General features: G+C 70.0%; 24 protein-coding genes and 1 riboswitch. Of the genes, 12 read left to right on the top strand and 12 right to left on the bottom strand.

The features are described from left to right. Positions 1–10 precede the first annotated feature (10 nt). The gene (locus tag ACT54X_RS13005; protein ID WP_294368108.1) at positions 11–907 is read right to left on the bottom strand and encodes a LysR substrate-binding domain-containing protein; all 897 of its coding nucleotides are present in this window, start codon (positions 905–907) and stop codon (positions 11–13) included. A gap of 133 nt (positions 908–1,040) precedes the next feature. Between ACT54X_RS13005 and ACT54X_RS13000 the strand changes: the two genes are divergently transcribed. Together ACT54X_RS13000 and ACT54X_RS12995 are read left to right on the top strand one after the other, a co-directional pair. Beyond that, positions 1,041–1,661, top strand: a complete 621-nt coding sequence (locus ACT54X_RS13000) for a glutathione S-transferase family protein (RefSeq protein WP_294368408.1) — start codon at positions 1,041–1,043, stop codon at positions 1,659–1,661. Between the two features lie 55 nt (positions 1,662–1,716). Beyond that, positions 1,717–2,205: a DUF2127 domain-containing protein gene (locus tag ACT54X_RS12995; protein WP_294368110.1), complete on the top strand. Its 489-nt coding sequence runs from the start codon at positions 1,717–1,719 to the stop codon at positions 2,203–2,205. 99 nt (positions 2,206–2,304) lie between these two features. Here the strand turns inward: ACT54X_RS12995 and ACT54X_RS12990 are convergent, their stop codons facing one another. The 8 genes from ACT54X_RS12990 to ACT54X_RS12955 form a co-directional block, all read right to left on the bottom strand. Beyond that, on the bottom strand, positions 2,305–3,033 hold the full coding sequence (locus tag ACT54X_RS12990) for a GntR family transcriptional regulator (RefSeq protein ID WP_294368114.1): 729 nt from the start codon (positions 3,031–3,033) through the stop codon (positions 2,305–2,307). Further along, entirely contained in the window at positions 3,030–3,923 is an 894-nt protein-coding gene (locus ACT54X_RS12985; protein ID WP_294368117.1) for an ABC transporter permease, read from the bottom strand. The genes ACT54X_RS12990 and ACT54X_RS12985 overlap by 4 nt, the downstream gene beginning before the upstream one ends. A 144-nt stretch (positions 3,924–4,067) precedes the next feature. Beyond that, entirely contained in the window at positions 4,068–4,985 is a 918-nt protein-coding gene (locus ACT54X_RS12980; RefSeq protein ID WP_476346911.1) for an ABC transporter permease, read from the bottom strand. 259 nt (positions 4,986–5,244) lie between these two features. Beyond that, complete coding sequence (locus tag ACT54X_RS12975) at positions 5,245–6,525, bottom strand: ABC transporter substrate-binding protein (RefSeq protein WP_114801404.1); 1,281 nt, start codon at positions 6,523–6,525, stop codon at positions 5,245–5,247. 83 nt (positions 6,526–6,608) lie between these two features. Then, positions 6,609–7,640 (bottom strand): ABC transporter ATP-binding protein, encoded by a 1,032-nt coding sequence (locus ACT54X_RS12970; protein ID WP_294368127.1) that lies wholly within the window; start codon positions 7,638–7,640, stop codon positions 6,609–6,611. Positions 7,641–7,747: 107 nt separating this feature from the next. Continuing rightward, a complete protein-coding gene (locus ACT54X_RS12965; protein WP_294368130.1) occupies positions 7,748–8,359 on the bottom strand; it encodes a flavin reductase family protein in 612 nt (203 codons plus the stop codon). A gap of 36 nt (positions 8,360–8,395) precedes the next feature. Further along, complete coding sequence (locus ACT54X_RS12960) at positions 8,396–9,706, bottom strand: D-amino acid dehydrogenase (protein ID WP_476346908.1); 1,311 nt, start codon at positions 9,704–9,706, stop codon at positions 8,396–8,398. Between the two features lie 95 nt (positions 9,707–9,801). Next, positions 9,802–9,907, bottom strand: a riboswitch (glycine riboswitch). Positions 9,908–10,056: 149 nt separating this feature from the next. Continuing rightward, positions 10,057–10,788 carry a helix-turn-helix domain-containing protein gene (locus ACT54X_RS12955; protein ID WP_354320402.1) on the bottom strand — a complete coding sequence of 244 codons (732 nt, stop codon included), beginning with the start codon at positions 10,786–10,788 and terminating at the stop codon, positions 10,057–10,059. Between the two features lie 954 nt (positions 10,789–11,742). On the opposite strand from ACT54X_RS12955, the gene ACT54X_RS12950 reads away from it, so the two are divergent. The 4 genes from ACT54X_RS12950 (at position 11,743) to ACT54X_RS12935 (ending at position 16,144) form a co-directional block, all read left to right on the top strand. Further along, positions 11,743–13,686 (top strand): MFS transporter, encoded by a 1,944-nt coding sequence (locus ACT54X_RS12950; protein ID WP_294368411.1) that lies wholly within the window; start codon positions 11,743–11,745, stop codon positions 13,684–13,686. Positions 13,687–13,696: 10 nt separating this feature from the next. Continuing rightward, complete coding sequence (locus tag ACT54X_RS12945) at positions 13,697–14,350, top strand: phosphatase PAP2 family protein (RefSeq protein WP_294368138.1); 654 nt, start codon at positions 13,697–13,699, stop codon at positions 14,348–14,350. Positions 14,351–14,529: 179 nt separating this feature from the next. Beyond that, the gene (locus ACT54X_RS12940; RefSeq protein WP_476346905.1) at positions 14,530–15,654 is read left to right on the top strand and encodes a serine endopeptidase; all 1,125 of its coding nucleotides are present in this window, start codon (positions 14,530–14,532) and stop codon (positions 15,652–15,654) included. Between the two features lie 88 nt (positions 15,655–15,742). Continuing rightward, positions 15,743–16,144 (top strand): DUF3597 domain-containing protein, encoded by a 402-nt coding sequence (locus ACT54X_RS12935; protein ID WP_294368145.1) that lies wholly within the window; start codon positions 15,743–15,745, stop codon positions 16,142–16,144. Between the two features lie 66 nt (positions 16,145–16,210). Here ACT54X_RS12935 and tgt read toward each other — a convergent pair whose 3' ends face one another. Genes tgt through queA form a run of 3 tightly spaced genes read right to left on the bottom strand, consistent with a single transcriptional unit; the run spans position 16,211 to position 19,781 of the window. Continuing rightward, entirely contained in the window at positions 16,211–17,389 is a 1,179-nt protein-coding gene (gene tgt / locus ACT54X_RS12930; RefSeq protein WP_294368147.1) for a tRNA guanosine(34) transglycosylase Tgt, read from the bottom strand. Then, positions 17,386–18,702: a PQQ-dependent sugar dehydrogenase gene (locus ACT54X_RS12925; protein ID WP_476346903.1), complete on the bottom strand. Its 1,317-nt coding sequence runs from the start codon at positions 18,700–18,702 to the stop codon at positions 17,386–17,388. The genes tgt and ACT54X_RS12925 overlap by 4 nt, the downstream gene beginning before the upstream one ends. After that, entirely contained in the window at positions 18,699–19,781 is a 1,083-nt protein-coding gene (gene queA, locus ACT54X_RS12920; RefSeq protein WP_294368151.1) for a tRNA preQ1(34) S-adenosylmethionine ribosyltransferase-isomerase QueA, read from the bottom strand. The genes ACT54X_RS12925 and queA overlap by 4 nt, the downstream gene beginning before the upstream one ends. A gap of 116 nt (positions 19,782–19,897) precedes the next feature. Here queA and recG point away from each other — a divergent pair, with 116 nt between their 5' ends. The 6 genes from recG (at position 19,898) to rplX (ending at position 25,646) form a co-directional block, all read left to right on the top strand. Beyond that, the gene (gene recG, locus ACT54X_RS12915) at positions 19,898–22,024 is read left to right on the top strand and encodes an ATP-dependent DNA helicase RecG (protein ID WP_294368153.1); all 2,127 of its coding nucleotides are present in this window, start codon (positions 19,898–19,900) and stop codon (positions 22,022–22,024) included. Between the two features lie 61 nt (positions 22,025–22,085). Continuing rightward, positions 22,086–23,051: a LysR substrate-binding domain-containing protein gene (locus tag ACT54X_RS12910; protein ID WP_114801399.1), complete on the top strand. Its 966-nt coding sequence runs from the start codon at positions 22,086–22,088 to the stop codon at positions 23,049–23,051. A gap of 149 nt (positions 23,052–23,200) precedes the next feature. Further along, the gene (locus tag ACT54X_RS12905) at positions 23,201–23,806 is read left to right on the top strand and encodes a Dps family protein (RefSeq protein WP_255697234.1); all 606 of its coding nucleotides are present in this window, start codon (positions 23,201–23,203) and stop codon (positions 23,804–23,806) included. Continuing rightward, positions 23,803–24,696 carry a 4-hydroxybenzoate octaprenyltransferase gene (gene ubiA, locus ACT54X_RS12900; protein ID WP_476346899.1) on the top strand — a complete coding sequence of 298 codons (894 nt, stop codon included), beginning with the start codon at positions 23,803–23,805 and terminating at the stop codon, positions 24,694–24,696. The genes ACT54X_RS12905 and ubiA overlap by 4 nt, the downstream gene beginning before the upstream one ends. Before the next feature lie 250 nt (positions 24,697–24,946). Next, positions 24,947–25,315: a 50S ribosomal protein L14 gene (gene rplN / locus ACT54X_RS12895; RefSeq protein WP_017760917.1), complete on the top strand. Its 369-nt coding sequence runs from the start codon at positions 24,947–24,949 to the stop codon at positions 25,313–25,315. Between the two features lie 13 nt (positions 25,316–25,328). Next, positions 25,329–25,646 carry a 50S ribosomal protein L24 gene (gene rplX, locus ACT54X_RS12890; RefSeq protein ID WP_017760916.1) on the top strand — a complete coding sequence of 106 codons (318 nt, stop codon included), beginning with the start codon at positions 25,329–25,331 and terminating at the stop codon, positions 25,644–25,646. The last annotated feature ends 8 nt before the right edge of the window (positions 25,647–25,654 follow it).

The raw sequence follows: 25,654 nt of genomic DNA, 5'->3' as shown, positions 1-25,654 counted from the left end.
AACGGCGGCCTCAGGCGCCCGCCAGCTCGGCCCGGTAGGCCGTCACTTCCTCGGCGAGCCAGTGGCCGAAGGCCGTTGGCGGCCCTCGCCGCCCGCCCGTGGTCGGCCACACCAGCCAGTACGGATAGGGATAGGGCACGCGCACATCGGTCAGCGCCACCAGCTCGCCGCGCTGCAGCAGGCCGTGCACGATGCTCCGCCGCTCCAGCGCCACGCCCTGGCCCAGGCGCACGGCCTCGATCGTGAGGTTGGAGTCGTTGATCCACAGGCCCGCGAGCGGCGGCGGTTCGGGCAGGCCCACGGACTCGCACCAGCTCGACCAGGATTCGGCCGAGCGCACCGGCGGGCAGGCCAGCACCTCGGCCGGCGTGGCCGGCAGCCGGCCGCCGCGGAAATGCGGCGCCGCCACCATCAGCAGCTCGTCCTCGAACAGGGGCTGCTGGCTCAGGCCTTCCCAGGGGCCATGGCCCATGCGGATGGCGACATCCGCCGCGCCCTGGCACAGGTCCTGCACGTCCAGGCCGGCCTGCAGGCGGATGCGCTCATGCGGATGGCGCTCGGCAAAGCGCGGCAGCCGGGGAAGCAGCCAGTGCAGGCCGAAAGAGGGAATCACCGACACCACGAGCTCGCCCTCGCGCGGGCGCACCCGCAGGCTGCGGGTGGCATCGCCGATGTCCGAAAGCGCGGCGCGCACCTGCAGCGCATAGAGCCGGCCGTTCTCGGACAACCGAAGTCCGCGCCCTTCGCGCTCGAACAGCGACAGGCCCAGCAGCGATTCGAGGTGCCGCAGCTGCTGGCTCACGGCCGAGTGGGTGACGTGCAGCGTCTCGGCCGCGCGGGTGACGCTGCCCAGCCGGGCCACGGCTTCGAAGCATCGCAGGGCTTGCAGGGGCGGCAGGTCGCTCATGGAAGGCGGGGGTCGTTGAAGAAGAACTAACGGATTGGCGCAGAACAAGTCGATGGTGCCTGCGGCGGCCAAAGGGTAGATTGAAAGGCGCGGCACTGATGCCTGCCTGACTCTCTGAAGTGGAACTGAAATGATGCAACTGATCGGCATGCTGGACTCGCCCTACGTCCGGCGCACCGCCATTGCCCTGGACCTGCTGGGCCTGCCCTTCGAATCGAAGCCCGTCTCGGTCTTCCGGCAGATGGAGGAATTCCGCCGCCACAACCCGGTGGTGAAGGCGCCCACGCTGGTGCTGGACGACGGCCAGGCGCTGATGGATTCGACCCTGATCCTGATGCATGCGGAGCAACTGGCCGGCCCGGGCCGCAGCCTGTGGCCGACCGATGCCGCCGACCGTGTGCGGGCCCTGCGCCTGACCGGCCTGGCCCTGGCCGCCTGCGAGAAGGCGGTGCAGGCCGTCTATGAGCGCGAACTGCGCCCGGCCGAGCGGCAACATGCGCCCTGGTCGGAGCGCGTGACGGGTCAGATGCGCACGGCCTGGCAGTTGCTGGAGGCCGAGATGCGCCGCGCGCCCGTGCCCGGCGGCGCCCGTGCCGGGGCCATCGGTCATGCCGGCATCGCCATTGCCGTCAGCTGGCATTTCACGCAGCAGTCGCTGCCGGGCGTGCTGGCGCCCGCGGACTTTCCGATGCAGACGGCTTTCTCGGCCGAGGCCGAGGCGCTGCCGGCTTTCACCCGCTGGCCGCACGCCTGAAAGAGCCGGCCCGCGCCGACCCGGCGGCGTCGGCGGGCCGTGCGATCATCCCGCGATGCACTCCCGCTCCGCCCGCGCCATCCGGCTGGTCGCCCTCATCGAAGCCTTCAAGGGCGTGCTCGCCGTCGCTGCGGCGTCAGGGCTGCTCCTGCTGCTGCACAAGGACCTGCGCACGGTGGCCGAGCACCTGGTGCACCACCTGCACCTGAACCCGGCCTCGCACGAGCCGCAGGTCTTCATCGACTTCGCAGCCCATCTGCAGAACGGCCGGCTGGCGCTGCTGTCGGCGGGGGCTGCGGCCTATGCGCTGGTGCGCTTCACCGAAGCCTATGGCCTGTTCCGCGAACGGGCCTGGGCCGAGTGGCTGGGCGCCCTCAGCGGGGGCATCTACCTGCCCTTCGAGGTGCTGGCGCTGGTGCGGCACATGCACTGGCTGGATGTGGTCACGCTGACGGCCAACCTGACGGTGGTGGGCGTCATGGTGCGGGCGCTCTGGTTACGGCGGCGTGCGGCTGCGCCGGGCCTCCCGATGCGGGTCAACTGACCCGACACCGCTCGGGTTGAGCAGGTCGACGCCTGGGCATCCTCCCTTCGACCCTTCGGCAAAACCCGGACAGGCCAGGCACAGGGCCGCCAGGCCGTCTCAGCCCACCACGCCGAGCAGCCGCGCCAGGTCGCCCGCCGTCTCCGGCCGCGAATCGAAGGCCAGCTGCGACTCCAGCCGCGTCAGGTGCTCGTGCATGCGCCTGGCCGCCTCCGGCGCATCGCGCAGGCGGATGGCGTCGATCAGCGCCCGGTGCTCGCGGCAGCCGCAGGCCGTGGCCTCCTCGCGCTCGTCGGCATGGGCCGAGCTGTAGGTCATCAGGATCAGCGAGGTGCGCGAGATCAGCTCGCGCAGGATGCGGCCCAGCGTCTGGTTGCCCGAGCGCTCGGCGATGGCCAGGTGGAAGTCGCCCGCCAGCCGGATCGCGCGGCGCATGTCGCCGCTGGTGCGGGCGGTCTCCTCCGCCTCGGCCGAGGCGCGCAGGCGCTGCACGTCGGCATCGCTGGCGCGGGCCACGAACAGCTCGACCAGCGTCGGCTCGATCAGCCGCCGCGCGCCGAAGACCTCGCGCGCTTCTTCCTGAGTGGGCTCGGCGATGGTGGCGCCGCGGTTGGGCGTCAGCGTGACCACCTGCTCGTTGGCCAGGCGCACCAGCACCGGACGGATGCGCGTGCGCGAGACGCCGAAGGCGCTGGCCAGCTTGTCCTCCACCAGCTTGGTGCCGGGCGGCAGCTTGTGGTCGAGGATGGCCGAGACGATGCGCTCGTACATCTGCGCCTCGGTCAGCGCCGTGGTGGCGGCGGCGGGGCCGCTGTCCCCCGACGTCATCGGCGGCCCGGCGTCTGGCGGCGGCGCAGCAGCAGCGCCAGGCCCACGGTGAGGCCCATCACGCCCAGCGACACCACGGTGGTGACCGTGCCCAGCGCATAGATGGCCGGCGTGGTGACGGTGGAGGTCAGGCCCTGCAACTCCAGCGGCAGGGTGTTGACGTCGCCGATGGCCTGCGAGGTGCGGGCGATCTCGTCCCAGCTCAGCGTGAAGCCGAACATGCCGATGCCGACGATGGAGGGGCCGATCAGCGGCAGCACCACATGGCGGAAGCTCTGCCATGGCGTGGCGCCCAGGTCGCGGGCGGCCTCCTCGTAGGCGGGATTGAAGCGGTTGAACACGGCGAACATGATGAGCAGGCCGAAAGGCAGCGTCCAGGTGAGGTGGGCGCCCAGGGCCGAGGTGAACAGGCCGAGCGCAGTGCCGTAATTTTCGAGCATGCCGTCCGCGCCCAGCGCGGCCAGGGCCGACTTGAGGCCGGTGTCGATCAGCCGGAACTGCAGGCCGATGCCCAGCGACACGATGATGGACGGCATGATCAGGCTGGCGATGCTCACGTAGAACAGCGCCCCGCCGCCCGCCAGCCGCTTGCGGAAGGCCAGCCCCGCCAGCACCGACAGCCCCACCGTGAGGGCCATCACCGCCGTGCCCAGCGCCAGCGAGCGCCGGAAGGCTGCACCGATATCCACCGTGCCCAGCCCTTCCGCGAGCTGCCGGAACCAGTGCAGCGACACCCCCCGCATCGGAAAGGTCAGCCCACCCTCCGGCCCTTGGAAGGACAGCACGAAGATGGTGAACATCGGCCCGTACAGAAACAGCACGAACAGCACGAACACCGCCGCCAGCGGCCAGAACCCCGGCGCACGCGCCTCAGAAACCCGAGCCTGCATGAAAGTCACTCCTGTCGTTGCTATCGTTGCTGTCGCCGCCGGTCTTCGCGGGTGGCACCGCGGAACCGGCTCCGCCGGGCCGCTGGTGCCGCCCCCTTGAGGGGGAGGCGCCGAAGGCGCCACGGGGGTGGGCCCAAGTGCTGGCTACAACTCTTTCCGGATGTCGACCACCCGCGTCAAGGCCCAGATGATCATCAGCACCACCGCCAGCAGGATCACCGCATTGGCCGCCGCCAGCGGGAACTGCAGGTAGCTGGTCTGCACCTGGATGATCTTGCCCACCGAAGCGATCTGCTGGCCGCCCATCACGCCGATGGTCACGAAGTCGCCCATCACGATGGTGATGACGAAGATGGAGCCGATCAGGATGCCGGTGCGCGACAGCGGCACGATCACGTTCCACAGCGTCTGCCAGCCCGAGGCGCCGCAGTCGTCGGCCGCTTCGAGCAGGCTGCGGTCGATGCGCATCATGCTGTTGAAGATCGGCACGATCATGAACATGGTGTAGAGGTGCACGAAGGCCAGCACCACCGAGAAGTCGGAGAACAGCAGCCACTCCACCGGCTCGTGCACCAGCCCCAGGCCCATCAGCGTCTGGTTGACCAGGCCGTTGCGGCCCAGCAGCGGCACCCACGAGATCATGCGGATCACGTTGCTGGTCCAGAAGGGCACCGTGCACAGCACGAACAGCAGCGTCTGCATGCCCGGCGAGCGCACGTGGAAGGCCAGGAAGTACGCCACCGCGAAGCCCAGCACCAGCGTGATCGCCCACACCAGCAGGCAGAACTTGAAGGTCGACAGATACGTCGACAGCGTCACGCACAGATCGCCGTTGTCCGTGAGGTGCGAGCAGCCCTCGAAGATCGCGAGGTAGTTGCGCAGCGAGACCGCGGGAATCAGCTCGTACTCGTTGAAGTCCCACAGGCTGACCATGCCGATCAGCACCAGCGGCACCACGAAGAAGAGCAGGAACACCAGCGCGAACGGTGCCGCCTGCCACCAAGGCTTGGCCCCGCCCTCCATCGGCGCAGAAGCATGGACGCTGGATGTGGGAGCACTCATGGCAGTCAGGGATGAGGAGAAAGCGCCGAAGCGCGAAAGATGAAGCAGGGGGCGTCAACGCCGCCAATGCGAAGCGAGGCGAAGCGAAAAGAGCGTCAACCCCCACGCGCCCGCTCCAACCCACAAGAGCGATCACCCCGGCAAGCGCAGCGAGCCGCCGCGGGAGCACCCGCGGAACCGGCTTTGCCGGGCCGCTGGGTGCGCCCCCTTGAGGGGGGAGGCGGCTACACGAAGTGAGCAAGCAACGGGGGTGGTCCCTTTATGCGGCGACGAATTCGTTCCATTTCCGGACCATGTATTCGTTCTCATCCATCACCGCGTTCCAGCACGCGATGCCGCCCATGCGCTGCTCGTAGCTGCCGCCGTCGCGCACGCTGCCCGCCTTGGCGATCACCACGCCCTGCGGGCTCTTGATGTCCTGCGTGGCCGGCTTGCCTTCCATCCAGTAGGCCCACTCGTAGGGTTCCATCTTGGCCTTGGCCGTCTCCAGCACGGCGCTGTAGTAGCCCTGGCGGTTGAGGTACGCGCCGGCCCAGCCGTCGAGGAACCAGTTGATGAACTCGTAGGCGGCGTCCAGCTTCTTGCCCGACAGCGTGGCCGGCAGGCCGAAGCCGGATGCCCAGGCGCGATAGCCTTCCTTCAGCGGCTGGAACACGCAGTCGATGCCCTTGCTGCGCACCGCGGTCACGGCGGGGCTCCACATCGACTGGATCACCACCTCGCCCGAAGCCATCAGGTTCACCGACTCGTTGAAGTCCTTCCACAGTGCGCGGAACTGCCCGGCCTTCTTGGCTTCGATGAGCGTCTTGATCGTCAGGTCGATCTCGGCCTTGCTCATGTTGCCCTTGTCCTTGTACTTGTGGATGCCCTTGGCCTCCACCACCATCGCCGCGTCCATGATGCCGATGGAAGGGATGTTCAGGATCGCGGCCTTGCCTTTGAACTCGGGGTTGAGCAGCTCGGCCCAGCTCTCGATCGGGCGCTTGATCAGGTCGGGACGGATGCCCAGCGTGTCGGCGTTGTAGGTGGTGGGGATCAGCGTCATCCACTGCGTGGGCGCCTTGGCGAAGACCTTGCTCTTCTCGCCTTCGAGGAAGATCACTTTCTTGGGCGCCGTGCCCTGGTCACCCACGGCCTTGCCGGCGACTTCGCCCTTGGTGAAGAGCGAGGTGATCTTGTCGGCGTTCTTCACGCGCTTGACGTCGATGCCCTTCAGGTTGCCGGTGGGCACGATCTTCTTGAGCGAGAAGAACTCGGTGTCGATCAGGTCGAAGCTGTTGGGCGCGGTGACGGCGCGCTTGGTCACGTCGTCGGTGGTCACGGCCACGTACTGGATCTCGATGCCGGTGTCGGCCTTGAACTTCTCGGCGATGGCCTTGTCCTGGTTCACCGCGGTGCCCAGGTAGCGCAGCACCATCTTCTCCTGCGCATGGACGAAGGGCGCCGCCCCCGTGGCCAGGATGCCGGCCATGCCGGCGCCGCCTTGCAGCAGGCTGCGGCGCGAAAGGCCGGGGGTGCGGGGATCGAGCGTGTCGGACATCGAGGACTCCTTGTTGGGGGATGAGGAAGCGCGAGCGCGGTTGGAAAAAAGAAAGGGCAGAGGCGACGGCTTGGGCGTGCGGCTCAGGCCGGCAGTGCATGTGCCTGGTGCGGCGCCCAGAACAGGTGCACGTCTTCGCCCAGGGCATAGGGCCGTTCGGCGAAGCGGGCTTCGGGCAGCATCACCGACACGCCGTTGGCGCCAGCCGCGTCCTGCGCCTGCAGGCCGAGCAGCACGTAGGTGCCCTGGTATTCGACGTCGGTGACGGTGGCGCCCATGCCAGGCACTGCCACGACGGCGGCGTCGCCCGCGGCCGGCCGGATCTGCAGGTGGTCGTTGCGCACGGCCACCTTGCCCGTGCCGGTCTGGATCACGTTGTGGCCGCCCATGAAGCGCGCCACGAACTCGGTGGCCGGGGCGTTGTAGACCGCATGCGGCGAGCCGACCTGCTCGATGCGGCCGTGGTTCATCACCACCATGGTGTCGGCCAGCGCCATCGCCTCTTCCTGCGAATGCGTGACGTGAATGAAGGTCAGGCCCAGCTCCTTCTGCCAGCGGCGCAGCTCGGCGCGCATCTGCACGCGCAGGAAGGGGTCGAGGGCGGAGAGCGGCTCGTCCAGCAGCAGCACGCGCGGCTGGGTGATGAGGGCCCGGGCCAGCGCCACGCGCTGCTGCTGGCCGCCGGACAGCTCACCCGGCTTGCGCTGCGCCAGGTGGCCGAGCGAGACGCGCTCCAGCAGGTCCTGCGCGCGGGCCTGGCGCTCGGCCCTGGCCACGCCTTTCATCTTGAGGCTGAAGGCGACGTTGTCCAGCGCCGACAGGTGCGGGAAGAGGGCGAAGCTCTGGAACATCATGGCCGTGCCGCGCGCGGCGGCGGGCAGGTCGGTGATGTTGCGGTTCTCCAGCAGGATGTCGCCGCTGGTCACCGACTCGTGCCCCGCGATCATGCGCAGCGTGGTGCTCTTGCCGCAGCCCGAGGGGCCGAGCAGGCAGCAGTAGCTGCCGCTGGCAATGCGCAGGTCGATGGCGTCCACGGCTGGCGCGCCCTGCGCATAGCGCTTGGTCAGCGCGACGAGCTCGATGGCGGCGGGCGATGGCGTGGCGATGGCGTCCATGCCGATGGCCTACGCAAGGCGTGTGCCAGCGTGCGCTCATTGTTTGCACGCAATCGCCGCCAAAAATTGCGTACAAAAAGCACCGCCGCAGTGCGCGGCGGGCCGGTTCAGCGCCGAAGCGGTGCCAGCGGCTGCGCGTCCGCCGCGTCGCCGTCGATCAGGAAGTGCCCGCCCGCCACGTGGTGCAGGGTGCGCAGCGCGTCGTGGCCGTCGAAATGCCAGCGGCCGTCCGAGAAGACGCGCGCATCGGCCTGGGCGGCCACCACCTCGCCCAGGAACAGGTCGTAGCGCTGCTGGATCGGCGGCTCGGGCAGCAGCCGGCATTCCAGCCAGGCGGCGCAGCCGTCCAGCAGCGGCGCGTCCGTCGCGCTGCCGGCAAAGGTGGCCAGGCCATAGGCCGCGAACTTGTCGAGGCCGCCCAACGCATCGGCATCCCGGCCCGAGACGCTGCCCAGGGCGTTGCACAGGTCCAGTTGCGCCCGCACCGGCACCTGCAGCGCGAATTCGCCGCTGGCTTCCAGCAGTTCGCGGGTGAAGGTGCTCTTGTCCAGCACCACGGCCACCTTGGGCGGGTCGAAGTCCAGGGGCATCGCCCAGGCGGCCGCCATGATGTTGCGGCGTCCGCCCGCCGCCGCGCTCACCAGCACGGTGGGGCCGTGGTTGAGCAGGCGGTAGGCCTTGGCCAGGTCGACGGGGCGGCGGTGGTGGGCGGTGGTCATGCGGCCGACGATAGCGCGCCCGTGTGTCGGAGCCGATCAGGCAGCGCTAGCGAGCGGTCCGGGCACGTTGCCCACGCGGGTCGCGGCGGTGAAGGCGAATTCCACCTCCGGCGCCAGTCCGCTCACAATGCGCGCGATGGACTGGCCCGAGCCGCAGGCATGCGTCCAGCCCAGCGTGCCGTGGCCGGTGTTGAGGAACAGCCGGCCGATGCGGCTGGCGCCGATGATCGGCACGTTGCTCGGCGTGGCCGGACGCAGGCCGCTCCAGAACTGGGCCCGCGCCGTGTCGCCCGCACCGGGAAAGAGCTGCTCCACGCGGCGCACGATGGCCTCGCAGCGCACGGTGTTCAGGTCGCGGTCGTAGCCATTGAGCTCGGCCGTGCCCGCGATGCGCAGGCGGTCGCCCTGCGGCCCGGTCAGGCGCGAGAACACCAGCTTGAATTCGTCGTCCGTCAGCGAGACCTGGTGCGCGCGGCTGGCGTCCTTGACCGGCATGGTCACGGAATAGCCCTTGGCCGGGTAGATCGGCAGCCGGATGCCCAGCGGCGCCGCCAGCAGCGGGCTGAACGAGCCCATGGCCAGCACATAGGCATCGGCGCGCAGGCGCTGGTAGCGGCCTTCCACGTCGGTGGCTTCCACATGGTCCAGTTCGCCGGCCACCTCGCGCAGCGCGGTGATGGTGTGGCCCATCAGGAAGCGCACGCCGGCGGCCTCGGCCTTCCTGGCCAGTTCGCGCGTGAAGCGGTTGGCGTCGCCCGACTCGTCCTCGGCCGTGTAGGTGGCGCCGGCGAGTTGCGGACGGATGTGGGCGAGGGCGGGTTCCAGGCGCACGGCATGGTCGGCGTCGATCACCTGCCGCTCGCAGCCGAGCTGGCGCATCTGCTCGGCCGGTGCCTGGGCGGCGTCGAATTCCTTCTGCGAGGTATAGAAGTGCAGGATGCCCTGCGTGCGCTGGTCGTAGGCGATGCCGGTGTCGCGGCGCAGCTGCTGCAGCACGTCGCGGCTGTAGGTGCCCAGGCGCACGATCTGTTCGATGTTGTGGCGGGTGCGCGCGGGCGTGCATTCGCGCAGGAAGGCGAGGCCCCAGAGCCACTGCCGCAGGTCGGGCCGCAGGCGGAAGAGCAGCGGCGCGTCCTCGCGGCCCAGCCACTTCAGTAGCTTGAGCGGCGCGCCGGGGTTGGCCCAGGGTTCGGCATGGCTGACGGAGATCTGCCCGCCGTTGGCGAAGCTGGTCTCGGCGCCGGGCGTGGCCTGGCGGTCGACGACGGTCACGTCGTGGCCGAGCTGGGAGAGGAAGTAGGCGGAGGTGGTGCCGAGCAGGCCGGCGCCGAGGACGATCACGCGCATGGAAGAACCCCTTTCAGGTTGCAGCGCATGAACGCGGCAGCGGGGACTCGTCCTTGGAACACAAAGGAGCAACCGCCGCATGACGCGTTCAGGTTGCCGCTCCCCCTGTCCTTGGTACCTGAGAGTTTCACCCGCAGCGCGCGCGGCGGGTTTGCTCCTTCGGTGCGCCACATCGCGTGGCGGCTCTCCAGACGGCGTGATGGATGTTGCAGTACGGGCCCGTTGCCGGACCGACCTGAGCGTTTATGGGAGTTTGCGCCTTCGGTAGCGCCGCCCGGCCGGTGCCGGTGGGCGGTGCGTTCTCCTGCGGGGCGCGATTCTAGGGGCGGATGCGCTGGCGCCAAAGCCCTTCATCGCCGCAGCTGGGTGAACTGGGCGAACTCCCACTCCCGCATGGCCAACAGAAGGGTGTAGCCCTCCAGCTCGCCAGCGGGCAGCTTCTGGTCGGTCTGGTGCTGCTGGGCGAAGTCCTGCGCCACGCGCTGCAGCCGCTCCAGGAAGGCCGGCGCCAGTGCCCGCGAGATGGAGCCGTGCACCAGCAGCAGTCCCTCGGCCGGGCCGTCGAAGCCGCCGGCATAGTAGTCGAGCACCACCTCCTCACGGAAGAACTGCATCACCGGCCCATGCGGCCGCCAGCGGAAGGTCTTGGCCACCTTGAGGCGGTAGCGGTTGAGCGGCCGCAGCTCGATGATGCCGATGCGGTCCAGCTGCGCCAGGTAGCCGATGCATTCGGCCTCGGTGATCCGGTAGGTGCCGACGATCTGCTCCAGCGTCCACTGGCTCAGCACGTTGATGGCGACCAGCAGCAGCTTGCGGTCGCGCACCACGGCCTGCTCCTGCTCCTGCGTCAGCTCGCGCAGCAGCGGCTGGCTGTCGGCCACGCGCCGCGCCAGGTCGGCGAAGTCGATACGCAGGGCGCGGCAGATGGCGTCGATGCGCGCCAGCGGCATGTCGCCCCGGGCCAGCATGCGCTTGACGCTGGATTCGGCCAGGCCAAGCGCCGCGGCCAGATCGGCGTAGGTCATCTGCGCCGCCTTGAGTTCGCGCTTGATGGCGCTGACGAGGTCCTGGGTGGTGCTCACGGGGCGAGGCGGTATCGGCAGGCGATACCTGGAGTGGTTCTGTCTGCCACTGTATTGGAATATGAGCCTCGGCGGCGAGGGTGGGCCGGGAGACTGCGCCACCTTCTTCAAGTCCTCCTGCTGGCCATGTCTTCATCCACCGCCTCCGCTGCCGACCCCGCGCCTACCATCACCGACGCCGCCCTTCTGCCACGCGGCCTCGGGCTGGCGCTGGCCGGCCTGCTGCTGCTCTGGCTCGCCGCCTGGCTGGCCGGGCCGGCCTTGCTGGCGGCGCTCGGCCTGCCCCTGGATGCGCACGGCCACTTGCAGGCACATGCACCGGCCGTGGCCGCACCCTTCGCCGACGTGCGACCACGCTGGGGCATCCCCAACGCCTTCGACGTGCTGAGCAACCTGCCTTTCGCCCTGGCCGGCCTGTGGGGCCTGGCGCGACTGCGGGCGCGAACTTTGCCGGCGGCCGGCCGGCTGGCGGGCGACCGGCTGGGCATGGCGGTCGCCTTCGCGGGGGTCTGGGCGTTGGTCGTGGCCGAGCGGTTGACGCTGGCGGCGGTGCGGCCCGTGCTGTGGGGTGTGCTGTTGCTGGGAGCGGTGTCGGCGGCGTGGCCCCAGGTGGACGGCAACGTGCTGCCCTGGGCCGTGGTGCAGTACGGCGGCATCGGTTTCATCGTCTGGGCCTGGCGTCGCCCCATGGCGGCCGGTGCACTGGGCCTGCGCATCGGGGCCGTGCTGGCGGCCTACCTGTTCGCCAAGCTGCTGGAGATGAATGACTTTGCCCTCTTCGAGGCGACCGGGCAGGCGGTGTCGGGCCACAGCCTCAAGCACCTGGCGGCGGCGCTGGCGGCACTGCCCGTGCTGGCCGCCGTGGGGCGGGCCCCGCTGCGGCAGAATGCGGCGGGCGCCGGTACCCCACGTGCCCATCGGCCATGGGCGCGGGCCGGACTTCAGGACCAGACCATGCGCACCGACGCCCCACCGGCCGCCGCTTCTCCGGCGCACGCCAACCAGTTCGCCCTGCTGCGCCAGCGCCGCTTCGCACCCTTCTTCTGGACGCAGTTCGCCGGGGCCGCCAACGACAACCTGTTCAAGTTCGCCTTCACGGTGATGGTGACCTACCAGCTGCAGGTGGCGTGGCTGCCGCCCTCGCTGGCGGGGCTGGCGATCGGGGCGCTGTTCATCCTGCCCTTCCTGCTGTTCTCGGCCACGGCGGGGCAGCTCACCGACAAGTACGACAAGGCCCGCATCATCCGGCTGGTCAAGACGCTGGAGATCGCGATCATGGCGCTGGCCGGCTGGGGCTTCGTGGCTGCCAACGTGCCGGTGCTGCTGGGCTGCGTCTTCCTGATGGGGCTGCATTCCACGCTGTTCGGCCCGGTCAAGTTCGCCTACCTGCCGCAGGCGCTCGACGCGCATGAGCTGACGGGTGGCAACGGCATGGTGGAGATGGGCACCTTCGTCGCCATCCTGCTGGGTCAGGTGGCGGGCGGCCTGCTGGTGGCGCTGCCTGGCATCGGCCACGGCACCGTGGCGGCGGCCTGCGTGGCGGTGGCCGGCATCGGCCGGCTGACGGCGCAGGCCGTGCCCGCGGCGCCGGCCACCGACCCGGGCCTGGCCGTCAACTGGAACCCGGTGACCGAGACCTGGCGCAACCTCAAGCTCGCGCATGGCAACACGGTGGTGTTCCGCTCGCTGCTGGGCATTTCGTGGATGTGGTTCTTCGGCGCCATCTTCCTGTCGCAGTTCCCGAGCTTCGCCAAGGAGGTGCTGCACGGCGACGCACAGGTCGCCTCGCTGCTGCTGGTGGTGTTCTCGGTGGGCATCGGCGCGGGCTCGCTGCTGTGCGAGACGCTGTCGCGCCGCCAGGTCGAAATCGGCCTGGTGCCGCTGGGTGCCATCGGCATGAGCGTGTTCGCCATCGACCTGTACTTCGGCTCGCGCGGGCTGCCGCCCTCGGCCGAGATGGGCCTCGCCGCCTTCCTGGCCCAGCCGGCGCACTGGCGGGTGATGGCCGACCTGGCGCTGCTGTCGCTGTTCGCGGGCCTCTACAGCGTGCCGATGTATGCGCTGATCCAACTGCGCAGCCAGCCCACGCACCGGGCGCGGATCATCGCGGCCAACAACATCCTCAATGCGCTGTTCATGATCGCCAGCGCCGTGATCGCCGGGGCGCTGATCGGCGCCGGCTTCAGCATCCCGCAGGTCTTCCTCTTCACCGGCATTGCCAATGCGCTGGTGGCGGGCTACATCTTCCTGCTGGTGCCGGAGTACCTGCTGCGCTTCATCGCCTGGGTGGCGTCGCGCTTGGTCTACCGCTTCAAGGTGCGTGGCGACGAGCAGATCCCCGACCAGGGCCCGGCCGTGCTGGTGTGCAACCACGTGAGCTTCGTCGACGCCGTGCTGCTGATGGCGGCCAGCCCGCGGCCGATCCGCTTCCTGATGGACCACCGCATCTTCCGCGTGCCGGTGCTCGGCTGGCTGTTCCGGCTGGCCAAGGCGATCCCGATCGCGCCACAGAAGGAAGACCCGGCCGCCTACGAGCGCGCCTTCGACGAGGCGGCCCAGGTGCTGCGCGAGGGCGACCTGCTGGGCATCTTTCCCGAAGGCGGCATCACGCGCGACGGCACGCTGCAACCCTTCAAGGGCGGCGTGATGAAGATCCTGGCCCGCGCGCAGGAGGACGGCCTGGCCGTGCCGGTGGTGCCGATGGCGCTGACGAATCTGTGGGGCTCGTACTTCAGCCGCATCGAGCTGCGCGGCGGCGAGCCGGTGGCCATGGTGCGGCCCTTCCGCCGCGGCTTCTGGAGCCGCGTGGGCCTGAACGTGGGCGCGCCCCTGCCGGCTTCGGCGGTGCAGCCCGAACTGTTGCAGGAGCGGGTCGCCGGCCTGCTCGCCCAGCCCTGACGCCTTGTCGATGAACGCTTTCCTGAACTGGCATGCCCTGACCTGGCTGGGCGACAGCAGCCTGATGATGCCGATGGCGCTGGCCATCACCGCCTGGCTGGGCTGGGCGCGGCGGACGCGGCCCGTGATGTGGCTGTGGCTGCTGTGCGTGGGCGCGGCGGGCGCGACGGTGGTGGCGGGCAAGCTGGCGTTCATGGGCTGGGGGCTTGGCGTCGCCGCCATCGACTTCACGGGATTCAGCGGCCACACGACGCTGTCGACCACCCTCTGGCCGGTGGCGCTATGGCTGGCGGTTTCCAGCTTCGCGCATCGCTGGCGTGTGGCGGCCGCCTTCGCGGGCTGGGCCCTGGGCATGGCCATCGGCTATTCGCGTCTGGCCCTGGACGCGCATTCGGTGTCGGAGGTGGTGTCGGGCTTCCTGCTGGGGCTGTCGGCCAGCGGCTTCTTTCTGTGGCGCCAGCGGAGCAAGCCGCATCCCAGGCTGCGCCTGCTGCCGGTGCTGCTCACGCTGGTACTGCCCGCGCTGGTGATTCAGCCCGGCACGCGCGCGCCGACGCACGAACTGATCGGTCGCACTGCGGCCTGGATGGCTGGCAACGAGCGCCCCTTCGTACGGGCCGACCTGCATGCCGGCACGCGACCGTCGCGGCGGGCGGCCGGCTGAACGGGCGCTGCGCGGTGGTATCGCCTGGCGATACCTGAAGCCGCAAATTCCGAGCGAGGTACAGCCCGACACTTCCGTGAGATCAAAGCCCGGGCACGATGCGATTCATCTCGGGCGGCGGGCGAGCGGCTGGATCCCCCAAGCGCTGTCCAACGGCCGAGCCTGAAAGGAAATCGCCCATGAAGACCTCCCTGCGCCTGTCCGAAGCCTGGTTCCGTCGTGGCCTGTGGCTGTTGTCCCTGGTGTTCGCCAGCTTCCTGATCGGCCTGGGCGGCACGGTGGTGGGCGACCTGCCGCGGGTGGAGCGCCAGTTGCAGCTGGACGACTTCATCGACCGGCCGGCCGCTCAGGCCCAGCGCGACGCCCTGGCCCGCGCGCAACAGGCCCAGACCGAGGCCGACGAGGCCCTGGCGCAGGCGCAACTGCGCGCCCGGACGGCCCAGGCCAACACCCGTTCGGCCCAGGCCAGCCTCGGCGACTGGCTGGCCACGCGCAGCGCCACCGCCCGGCCTGAGCAGGACCCGGCCCTGATCGAGCGCACGCGCGCCCTCGACGAACTGCGTGCCGCCCAGCGGCAGGCCCAGGCGGCGGCCGAGCGCCAGGAGCAGCGGGCACTCGACGCCCGCCAGGCCGCTGCACGCAGCCAGCGCCAGCTGGATGAACTGGAAGCCGCCGCCGCCGCGCGCCTGCAGGCGGCCGAGCGGCGGCAGGAGCTGCGCGTCTTCGGCTACCGCCTCGCCCTCACGCTGCCGCTGCTGGCCGTCGCCGGCTGGCTCTTCGTGCGGCACCGCAAGGGCAACGGGTGGCCCTTCGTCTGGGGCTTCGTCTTCTTCGCCCTCTTCACCTTCTTCGTGGAGTTGGTGCCCTACCTGCCCAGCTATGGCGGCTATGTGCGCTACGGCGTGGGCGTGCTGCTGACGCTGCTGGCGGGCCGCTGGGCCATCGCTGCGCTTCAGCGCTACCTGGCGCGGCAGCAGGCGGCCGAGGCCCGGCCCGAGCCGGCACGGCGCCAGGCCCTGGACTACGACGTGGCGCTGGCGCGCCTGGCCAAGGGCGTCTGCCCGGGCTGCGAGCGGCCGGTGGACCTGAAGAACGCGGCCATCGACTTCTGCCCGCACTGCGGCATCGGCCTGTTCGACCGCTGCGGGGGCTGCGGCACCCGCAAGAGCGCCTTCGCGCGCTTCTGCCACGGCTGTGGCAAGGCGGCGGAGACCCGGCCGACCGTCACTCCCGGTCCAGATACAGAGTTAAGCAACATTTCTTCGCAGAAGCCGGCAGAAGATCACGAACACGGCCGCCGCTGACGCAGGGCCACCCCGCACAGGTGCTAGAACCGGGCACCCGCCGCCGAGCGGTGACGGTTCCTCCCCATCCGACCCAGGAGTCATGCCCGTGAGCATCTTCAGCAGCATCCTTTCCAAGATCTTCCCCGGCGCCCAGGCTGCGCCCGCCCCGGCCCCCGCGCCCGCCGCACCGTCGGCGACCGCTGCGCCAGCTCCGGCGGCGGCGCCAGCCGTGCCCGCGCCACCGCCGTCCATCCCGCTGGGTGAGGTGGCGCCCATCCTCGATGCGAAGCCAGGTGCGGCCCAGCTGAACTGGCGCACCTCCATCGTGGACCTGCTCAAGCTGCTCGGCCTCGACAGCAGTCTGGCCGCCCGCAAGGAACTGGCCAGTGAGTTCATCTACACGGGCAATGCCGAGCCGGGCTCCGCCGAATGGAACATCTGGCTGCACAAGCAGGTGATGACCCGCATCGCGGCCAACGGCGGCACGCTGCCGCCAGAGATGCGCTGAGCGCGTCGCGCCCCAAAAAAGAAAAGCGGCCTGCGGGCCGCTTTGTCGTTGTGGCAGAGGACCTTCTCAAACGCCCCGCGCCCGGTCGCTCGCGAACTGCCGCCGGAATTCGCCGAAGCGCCCCGCGTCCAGCGCCTCGCGGATCTCCCGCATCAGGTTCAGGTAGTAGTGCAGGTTGTGGATGGTGGTGAGCATCGGCCCCAGCATCTCGCCGCAGCGGTCCAGGTGGTGCAGATAGGCGCGCGAGAAGCCGCCGCGGCCACCGTCGGCCCAGCTCACGCCGGCCGTTCCCGCGCAGGCATGGCAGGTGCAGCTGGGGTCCAGCGGCTGCGGGTCGTTGCGGTGGCGGGCGTTGCGCAGCTTCAGGTCGCCGTAGCGCGTGAAGATGGTGCCGTTGCGCGCGTTGCGGGTGGGCATCACGCAGTCGAACATGTCCACGCCCTGGGCCACGCCCTCGACCAGGTCCTCCGGCGTGCCCACGCCCATCAGGTAGCGCGGCTTGTGGGCCGGCAGACGGTGCGGCGTGTGGGCGGTGATGCGGCGCATGTCCTCCTTGGGCTCGCCCACACTCACGCCGCCGACGGCGTAGCCGGGGAAGTCCATCTCCACCAGCGCAGCCAGCGATTCCTCGCGCAGGTGCTCGAACATGCCGCCCTGCACGATGCCGAACAGCGCGTTGGGGTTCTGCAGCCGCGCGAACTCGGCCTGGCACCGTCTGGCCCAGCGCAGGCTCAGCTCCATCGACCGCCGCGCCTCGGCCTCGGTGGTGATGCGGCCCTGGGTCTCGTAGGGCGTGCATTCGTCGAACTGCATGACGATGTCGCTGTTCAGCACCGTCTGGATCTGCATCGACACCTCGGGCGTGAGCAGCAGCTTGTCGCCGTTGACCGGCGAGGCGAACTTGACGCCTTCCTCGCTGATCTTGCGCATGGCGCCCAGGCTCCAGACCTGGAAGCCGCCCGAGTCGGTGAGGATGGGCTTGTTCCACTGCTCGAAGGCATGCAGGCCGCCGAAGGCGCCCATCACGTCCAGCCCGGGGCGCATCCACAGGTGGAAGGTGTTGCCCAGGATGATCTGCGCGCCCATCTCCTCCAGGCTGCGTGGCATCACGCCCTTGACGGTGCCGTAGGTGCCCACGGGCATGAAGATCGGCGTCTGCACCACGCCGTGGTTGAGGGTCAGCGTGCCCCGGCGCGCATGGCTGTCGGGGTCGGTGGCCAGCAGGTCGAACTGGAGGGCGGTCATGGTTTGGCGGACGAAGAAGAAGGGGCGGCGGAGGGCTGCAGGGGCAGCAGCATCAGCACGGTGCGGTTGAAGTCTTCCACCACCAGCAGGCGGCCGGCGCGGTCGATGGTGAGGCCGGTGGGGCGGCCCATGGGCCGCATGCCGTCCCTGGCCTGCCAGCCGGCGAGCCAGTCGATGGCGGGGCCGGCGGGCAGGCCGGTCTTGGCATCGAGCTTGAAGCCGACCACGCGGTGGCCGCTGGCCTGCGGGCCGCGCCAGGCGACGAGCAGCTGGCCGGCGAAGGGCGTGCCGGCGGGGCCGAGCGTCATCTGCAGCGGCGCGGCATGCGCTGGCCACAGGGCCAGCGGCGCCTCGCTCTTGCTGCAGTCGTAGCGGCCTTCATAGCCCTGGGCGTTCTTGCGCGGGCCGACGCAGTAGGGCCAGCCGTAGAAGCGGCCGCGCTGCAGCAGGTTCAGCTCCTCGGGCGGGCTCTGCGCGTCGCGGTAGTCGATGCTGTTCTCGCCCTGCAGCACGCGGCCTTCGGGCGCCGCCGGCGTGGCGGGCAGCGCGGCCAGCGCCATGCTGTTGCGCAGGCCGGTGGCGAAGGGCGCGAAGCGCTGCACGGCGCGCTGCGGGCCGCCGAGTTGCGCCTCGTACACGGCGGCGCGGGGCTTGCCCCCTTCGCCATCGGGGCAGGGCAGGGCGGGCGCGTCCTTGCCGCTGCGGCAGTTGTCGCTGCTGGAGCCGACGTTGACGTAGAGCCGGTCGCCGGGGCCGAAGGCGATCTCCTTGAGCGGATGGGTGCCGTCATCGGGCAGCTGGTCGATCACGGTCTCGCGTTGCGGCTCGGCGCCGGCGGCGCCGACGGGCGTTCGCCAGATCCGGCCGGCCTCGCCGACGTAGACCTTGCCGTCCGGGCCCATCGCCAGGCCCGAGGGCCGGTCGAGGCCGCTGGCCAGCACGGCGATGCGCGCGCGGCGCGGGGCGGGGCCGTCCGCGGGCAGCGTCATTTCCAGCAGCCGGCCGCGCTTGGGCTCCCAGGAGCCCATGTCGGCGATCCAGTAGCGGCCGGGCGCCACTTCCAGAATGCGGCGTGGCGCACGCAGGCCTTCGGCCTCGTCGGCCAGCAGCGCGACGCAGGTGCCGGCGGGGCTGGCGATGTCCAGCCGCGCGAAGTCGCCGCAGCGGCCGGCGGGCGTGTAGCCGCGCGCGGCGGCGAGCAGCGGCAACCCCAGCGCACACAGGAGGGCCGTGTGCAGCAGTCGCCTCGCCGGGCAAGCTGCGGCTTCGCCGAGGTTGCGTGCGCCCCGCGGCGCAGACGGGCGGGCGTTCATGCCGCGCGCTCCAGCAGCATCGCGTCCCCGTAGCTGAAGAAACGGTAGCGCTCGCGGATGGCGTGGGCATAGAGCGCCATCACGCGCTCGTAGCCCGCCAGGGCGCTGACCAGCATCATCAGCGTGCTCTTGGGCAGGTGGAAGTTGGTGACGAGCAGGTCCACGTGTTGGAAGCGGAAGCCCGGTGTGATGAAGATCTGCGTGTCGCCCTGCGCCTGCCCGCTGGCGGCCCAGGATTCGAGTGTGCGCACGGTGGTGGTGCCCACCGCCACCACGCGGCCGCCGCGGGCGCGGCAGTCGGCAATCGCCTGCTGCGTGGCGGGTGGCACGTCATAGCGCTCGGCATGCATCACATGCTCGGCGATGTTCTCGGTCTTGACGGGCTGGAAGGTGCCGGCGCCCACGTGCAGCGTGACGTTGGCGCGGCGCACCCCGCGCGCCTCCAGCTTCGCAAGCAGGGCCTCGTCGAAATGCAGCGCCGCGGTGGGCGCGGCCACGGCGCCGGGCACGCGCGCGAAGACGGTCTGGTAGCGGCGGGCGTCCTCGGCGGCTTCGCTGACGCTTTCGTGTGCCTGCTGGCGCTCGATGTAGGGCGGCAGGGGCACGTGGCCGTGGCGCTCCATCAGCGTGTAGGGGTCGGCGCCGTCGTCGCTCTCCAGCGCGAAGCGGAACAGCGGGCCGCCTTCCTCGGGCCAGCGGCCCAGCAGTGTGGCGCGGAAGGCCGGCTGGCCGGGGCCGGCGTCCATGCGCAGCACGGTGCCGACAGCGGGCTTCTTGCTGACCTTCATGTGGGCCGCCACGACTTGGCCTTCGAGCACGCGTTCGATCAGCAGCTCCAGCCGGCCGCCGGTGGGCTTTTCGCCGAAGAGACGGGCCTTGACCACCTGCGTGTCGTTGAAGACGAGCAGGTCGCCGTCGCGCAGCAGCGTGGGCAGGTCGCGGAAGATGCGGTCGGCGGGTTCGGGGCCGGTGCCGTCGAGCAGGCGCGAGGCGCTGCGTTCGGGGGCGGGCTGCTGCGCGATCAGTTCGGGCGGCAGCGCGAAGTCGAAATCCGAGAGCGTGAAGTCGGTGCGGGACATGCTTGAGGGCCGGACGGGCCCGTTCCAAGAAAGAAGCGGAAGCCCTCCGTGCAGGCCATCGCGGGGCGGCAGCGTTCCGCACGGGGCGGAGGAGGGCGGGGAGGCAGAATTGTCCCATGTCCGCGCGCCCCCTCGCTTCGCCTGCCCCTGCGCCCAGCGCCCCCCGCGCGCCCGGCAGCGGCGAAAGCCAGGTGCAGCGCGCGCTGAAAAAACTGGGTCTGGTGCGCGACATCGACTTTGCGCTCTACCTGCCGCTGCGCTACGAGGACGAGACCCGCATCGTGCAACTGGCCCATGTGCGCGACGGCGAGCATGCGCAGGTCGAGGGCACGATCGTGGACAGCGAAATCGTGTTCCGCCCCCGCCGCCAGCTCATCGTCACGCTGGACGACGGCAGCGACACCTGCCAGCTGCGCTTCTTCAACTTCTACCCCTCGCAGCAGAAGCAACTCGCGCCCGGCAGCCGGGTGCGGGCGCGTGGCGAGGTGCGCGGCGGATTCGTGGGCCGCACCATGCTGCACCCGGTCATCAAGGCGGCCGGCACGGCGCTGCCGCTGGCGCTGACGCCCGTCTATGCCACGACTGCGGGCCTCGCTCAGCCCGTGCTCCGCCGCGCCGTGCAGGCCGGTCTGGCGCGGGCGCCGTTGGAGGAGTTGATCCCCCCCGAGTTGCTGCCCCACAACGCCTGGACGCTGCGCGCCGCGCTCGAATTCCTGCACCACCCGACGCCCGACGTGGCCCTGGCCGCGCTGGAGGACCGCAGCCATCCCGCCTGGCAGCGGCTGAAGGCGGACGAGTTGCTGGCCCAGCAGCTCTCTCAGCTGGAGGCCCGCCGCGCCCGCGAGGCCCAGCGCGCGCCCGTGCTGCGCGCGGGCACCGGCGAAGGCAGTCTGCATGCCCGCCTGCTGGCGGCGCTGCCCTTCTCGCCCACCGGCGCCCAGGCGCGCGCCGACCGCGAGATCGCCGCCGACCTGGCCCACCGCCAGCCCATGCACCGGCTGCTGCAGGGCGACGTGGGCTCGGGCAAGACGCTGGTCGCCGCATTGGCCGCGGCCCGCTGCATCGACGCCGGCTTCCAGTGCGCCCTGATGGCGCCCACCGAGATCCTGGCCTCGCAGCATTTCGGCAAGCTGGTCGGCTGGCTCGATCCGCTGCTGGCCGCCCAGGGCCGCCGCGTGGCCTGGCTGACCGGCAGCCAGAAGAAGCGCGAGCGCGACGCCATGGCGGCGGCGGTCGAAAGCGGCGAGGCCGCGCTGGTGGTGGGCACGCATGCGGTCATCTCGGAGAAGGTGCGCTTCCAGCGGCTGGCGCTGGCCATCGTGGACGAGCAGCACCGCTTCGGCGTGGCCCAGCGCCTGGCGCTGCGCGGCAAGGCTTCGGAAGGCAACGACGGCATGCAGGCGCTGGAGCCCCACCTGCTGATGATGAGCGCCACGCCCATCCCGCGCACCCTGGCCATGAGCTACTACGCCGACCTGGACGTCTCCACGCTCGACGAGCTGCCGCCGGGCCGCACGCCGGTCGTCACCAAGCTGCTGGCCGAGCACCGGCGCGACGAGGTCATCGCCCGCATCCACGGCCAGATCCAGCAGGGCCGGCAGGTCTACTGGGTCTGCCCGCTGATCGAGGAAAGCGAGGCGGTGGACCTGCGCAACGCCACCGCCACCCGCGACGAACTGGCCGACGCCCTGGGCGAGACGGTGCGCGTCGGCCTGCTGCATTCGCGCATGCCCACCGCCGAGAAGCAGGCCGTGATGGCCGACTTCAGCGCCGGCACGCTGCAGGTGCTGGTCAGCACCACGGTCATCGAGGTGGGCGTGGACGTGCCCAACGCCTCGCTGATGGTGATCGAGCATTCCGAGCGCTTCGGGCTGTCGCAGCTGCACCAGCTGCGCGGCCGCGTGGGGCGCGGCGCGGCGGCCTCGGCCTGCGTGCTGCTCTACGCGCCCGGCGACAGCGGCCGCGTGGGGCAGGCGGCCAAGGCCCGGCTCACCGCCATGGTCGAGACGGCGGACGGCTTCGAGATCGCTCGGCGCGACCTGGAGATCCGCGGCCCCGGCGAATTCCTGGGTGCGCGCCAGTCCGGCGCGCCGCTGCTGCGCTTCGCCGACCTGGGCACGGACCAGCGCCTGCTCGAATGGGCGCGCGACCTGGCGCCCCAACTGCTGGACCGCCATCCGGACCAGGCCCACCGGCATGTGGACCGGTGGCTGGGGACGAGGGCGGAGTTCCTGAAGGCCTGAAGGGCTGCCTGTCGGCAGGGCTTCGCCCGCCCGGGACCGGCGCGCATAATTGACGCAAGCTATGACCCTGACCGAACTCAAATACATCGTCGCGGTGGCGCGCGAGCGGCATTTCGGCAAGGCGGCCGAGGCCTGTTACGTCTCCCAGCCCACCCTGTCGGTGGCGATCAAGAAGCTGGAGGACGAACTCGAAGTCAAGCTCTTCGAGCGCAGCGCCGGCGAGGTGACGGTCACGCCGCTGGGCGAGCAGATCGTGCAGCAGGCCCAGTCGGTGCTCGACCAGGCCGCCACCATCAAGGAAATCGCCAAGCGCGGCAAGGATCCGCTGGCCGGCCCACTGAACCTGGGCGTCATCTACACCATCGGCCCCTACCTGCTGCCCGACCTGGTGCGCCAGAACATCGCGCGCACGCCGCAGATGCCGCTGATGCTGCAGGAAAACTTCACCGCCAAGCTGCTGGAGATGCTGCGCGCCGGCGAGATCGACTGCGCCATCATGGCCGAGCCCTTTCCCGACTCCGGCCTGGCCATGGCCCAGCTCTACGACGAGCCTTTCCTGGCCGCCGTGCCGGCCCAGCACCCGCTGGCCAGCCGCGAATGGGTCAGCTCCGACGAGCTCAAGAACGAGACCATGCTGCTGCTGGGCACTGGCCACTGCTTCCGCGACCATGTGCTGGAGGTCTGCCCGGAGTTCGCCCGCTTCTCCAGCAACGCCGAGGGCATTCGCAAGAGCTTCGAAGGCTCCTCGCTGGAGACCATCAAGCACATGGTGGCCGCAGGCATGGGCGTCACATTGGTGCCGCGCCTGTCGGTGCCGCCCGAGGCGCTCAAGCCCCGCAGCAAGGCGCGCAAGGATCTGGAGCCCATCGTTCGCTATGTGCCCGTGCGCGATGGCGAAGGCGGTGCGCCGCCCTCGCGCCGGGTGGTGCTGGCGTGGCGGCGCAGCTTCACCCGCTACGAAGCGATCGCGGCGCTGCGCAACGCGATCTATGCCTGCGAGTTGCCGGGCGTCAAACGTTTGTCCTGACGCGGTGCCGGCCTGCATCGCGGCCGGCTATGTCTTCGATAGAGTGCGGGGTGTTGCCTCCGGCAGGCCCCGGCGCCTAAGGTAGAGGCCTCGCCGCCTCGCTCTCCGAGGTTCACCTCGTTCCCGACCTCCCTCCAAAGGAAACCAGCATGGCCAAGATCCCCAAGTCGCCCAAGAAGGACAAGAACCCCATCGTGGCTGCTGCGCCCGCGGCATCTGCCGGTGCCGTGCCCGACAAGGGCGGTGACCGCGTGGCCCCCGAATCCGGTGGCCGCAACGCGCCCATCATCAACATCGGCATCGACCGCCAGGACCGCGCCGCCATCGCCGAAGGCCTTTCTCGCGTACTGGCCGACACGTACACGCTCTATCTCACGACCCACAACTTCCACTGGAACGTGACCGGGCCGCATTTCAACTCGCTGCATGCCATGTTCATGGCCCAGTACACCGAGTTGTGGAACGCCACCGACGTGATCGCCGAGCGCATCCGTGCCCTGGGCCACTATGCGCCGGGCTCGTATGCCGAGTTCAGCAAGATCGCCACCGTGCCGGATGTGCCGCTGCAGCCGCCGCGTGCCATGGAGATGGTGCGCATCCTGGTCAAGGGCCACGAGACGGTGTCGCGCATCGCGCGCGAGTTCATCCCTGTGGCCGAAGAGGCGGGCGACGATCCGACCGCCGACATGCTCACGGCGCGCTGCACCGTGCACGACCAGACCGCCTGGATGCTGCGTTCGCTCCTGGAAGAGTGAGCGCCAGGGCCACCCAGCCGCCCGCCCGCCGCGGGCGGCTTTCTCTTTATCTGGACCTGATCCGCTGGGACCGGCCCGCGGGCTGGCTGCTGCTTCTCTGGCCGACGCTGGGCGCGCTGTGGTTCGCCGCAGACGGTTTCCCGGGCTGGCACCTCCTGGCCGTCTTCGTGCTCGGCACGATCCTCATGCGCAGCGCCGGCTGCTGCGTCAATGACGTCGCCGACCGCGACTTCGACCGCCACGTCAAGCGCACCGCCCAACGGCCCGTCACCAGCGGCGCCGTGTCGGTCAAGGAGGCGCTGGCCCTTGGCGCTGCCCTGGCGCTGGTCGCCTTCGCCCTGGTGCTGACGACCAACGGGCCGACGGTCGCCTGGTCCTTTGGCGCGTTGGCCATCACGCTGGCCTATCCCTTCGCCAAGCGTTTCGTCTCGCTGCCGCAGGCGGTGCTCGGTGTGGCTTTCAGTGTCGGCATTCCGATGGCCTTCAGCGCGGTGCGCGACGGCGCCGTGTCGGCGACGGCCGCCTGGCTGCTCCTGGGCAACCTGGGCTGGGTCCTGGCCTACGACACCGAGTACGCAATGGTCGACCGTGACGACGATCTGCGCATCGGCATCAAGACTTCCGCGATCACCTTCGGCCGCTTCGATGTGGCGGCGGTGATGGCTTCGTATGCGCTGTTCCTGGCGATCTGGGGCGTGCTGGGCCTGCGTGCCGGGCTGGGCGGAGCATTCGCTCTGGGGATGGCAGCGGCGCTAGGCCAGGCGTTCTGGCATTGGCGACTGATCCGCGACCGCACCCGGGACGGATGCTTCCGGGCCTTCCGCCACAACCACTGGCTGGGCTTCGCCGTCTTCGCCGGCATCGTCGCCGGCTATGCCCTTCGTCCGTGATCCCGCAACACGGGCGTAAGGACGGCGTCAAACCAAGCGCTTGACAGCAATCCGCCTGCAACGCACAATAGCCGGCTTCGCCCTAAAAAGCGAACTCTTTCCGCCCAGACGGACGCGTGCAATCAGCAGAAGCGCCTTACGGCTTTTTTGTGTGCGCCGACGACGGGCCCAAGACTGACCGAACAGGTTTTTCGCGCCGGTGCATTGCCGGACGTCTGGCCTCAACGGTACAAGTTGGGAACTACTAGCAATGATCCAGACTGAATCCCGGCTCGAAGTGGCCGACAACACGGGTGCGAAGTCCGTCCTGTGCATCAAGGTGCTCGGCGGCTCCAAGCGTCGCTACGCCAGCGTCGGCGACGTCATCAAGGTGAGCGTCAAGGAAGCTGCGCCGCGTGGTCGCGTCAAGAAGGGCGAGATCTACAACGCCGTCGTGGTGCGCACCGCCAAGGGCATCCGTCGTGGCGACGGTTCGCTCGTCAAGTTCGACGGCAACGCCGCCGTCCTGCTTAATGCCAAGCTGGAGCCGATCGGCACCCGCATCTTCGGACCCGTGACGCGCGAGCTGCGTACCGAGAAGTTCATGAAGATCGTCTCGCTGGCCCCCGAAGTTCTGTAAGAAGGACAACGCCATGAACAAGATTCGCAAGGGCGACAAGATCATCGTGATCGCCGGCCGCGACAAGGGCAAGCAAGGCACTGTCAGCCTGCGCGCCGGTGAAGAACACGTGGTCGTCGAGGGCGTGAACCTCGTCAAGAAGCACGCCAAGCCGAACCCCATGAAGGGCACGACCGGCGGCATCGTCGAGAAGGCCATGCCCATCCATCAATCCAACGTGGCCATCTTCAATGCCGCGACCGGCAAGGCCGATCGCGTCGGCATCAAGCTGGTGGACGGCAAGCGCGTGCGCGTCTTCAAGTCCAGCGGCGAAGAAATCAAGGCTGCCTGAGGTACACC

Source organism: Pseudacidovorax sp. DMC4 (assembly GCF_056314265.1).
This window is presented reverse-complemented; position numbering and strand designations above follow the sequence as displayed.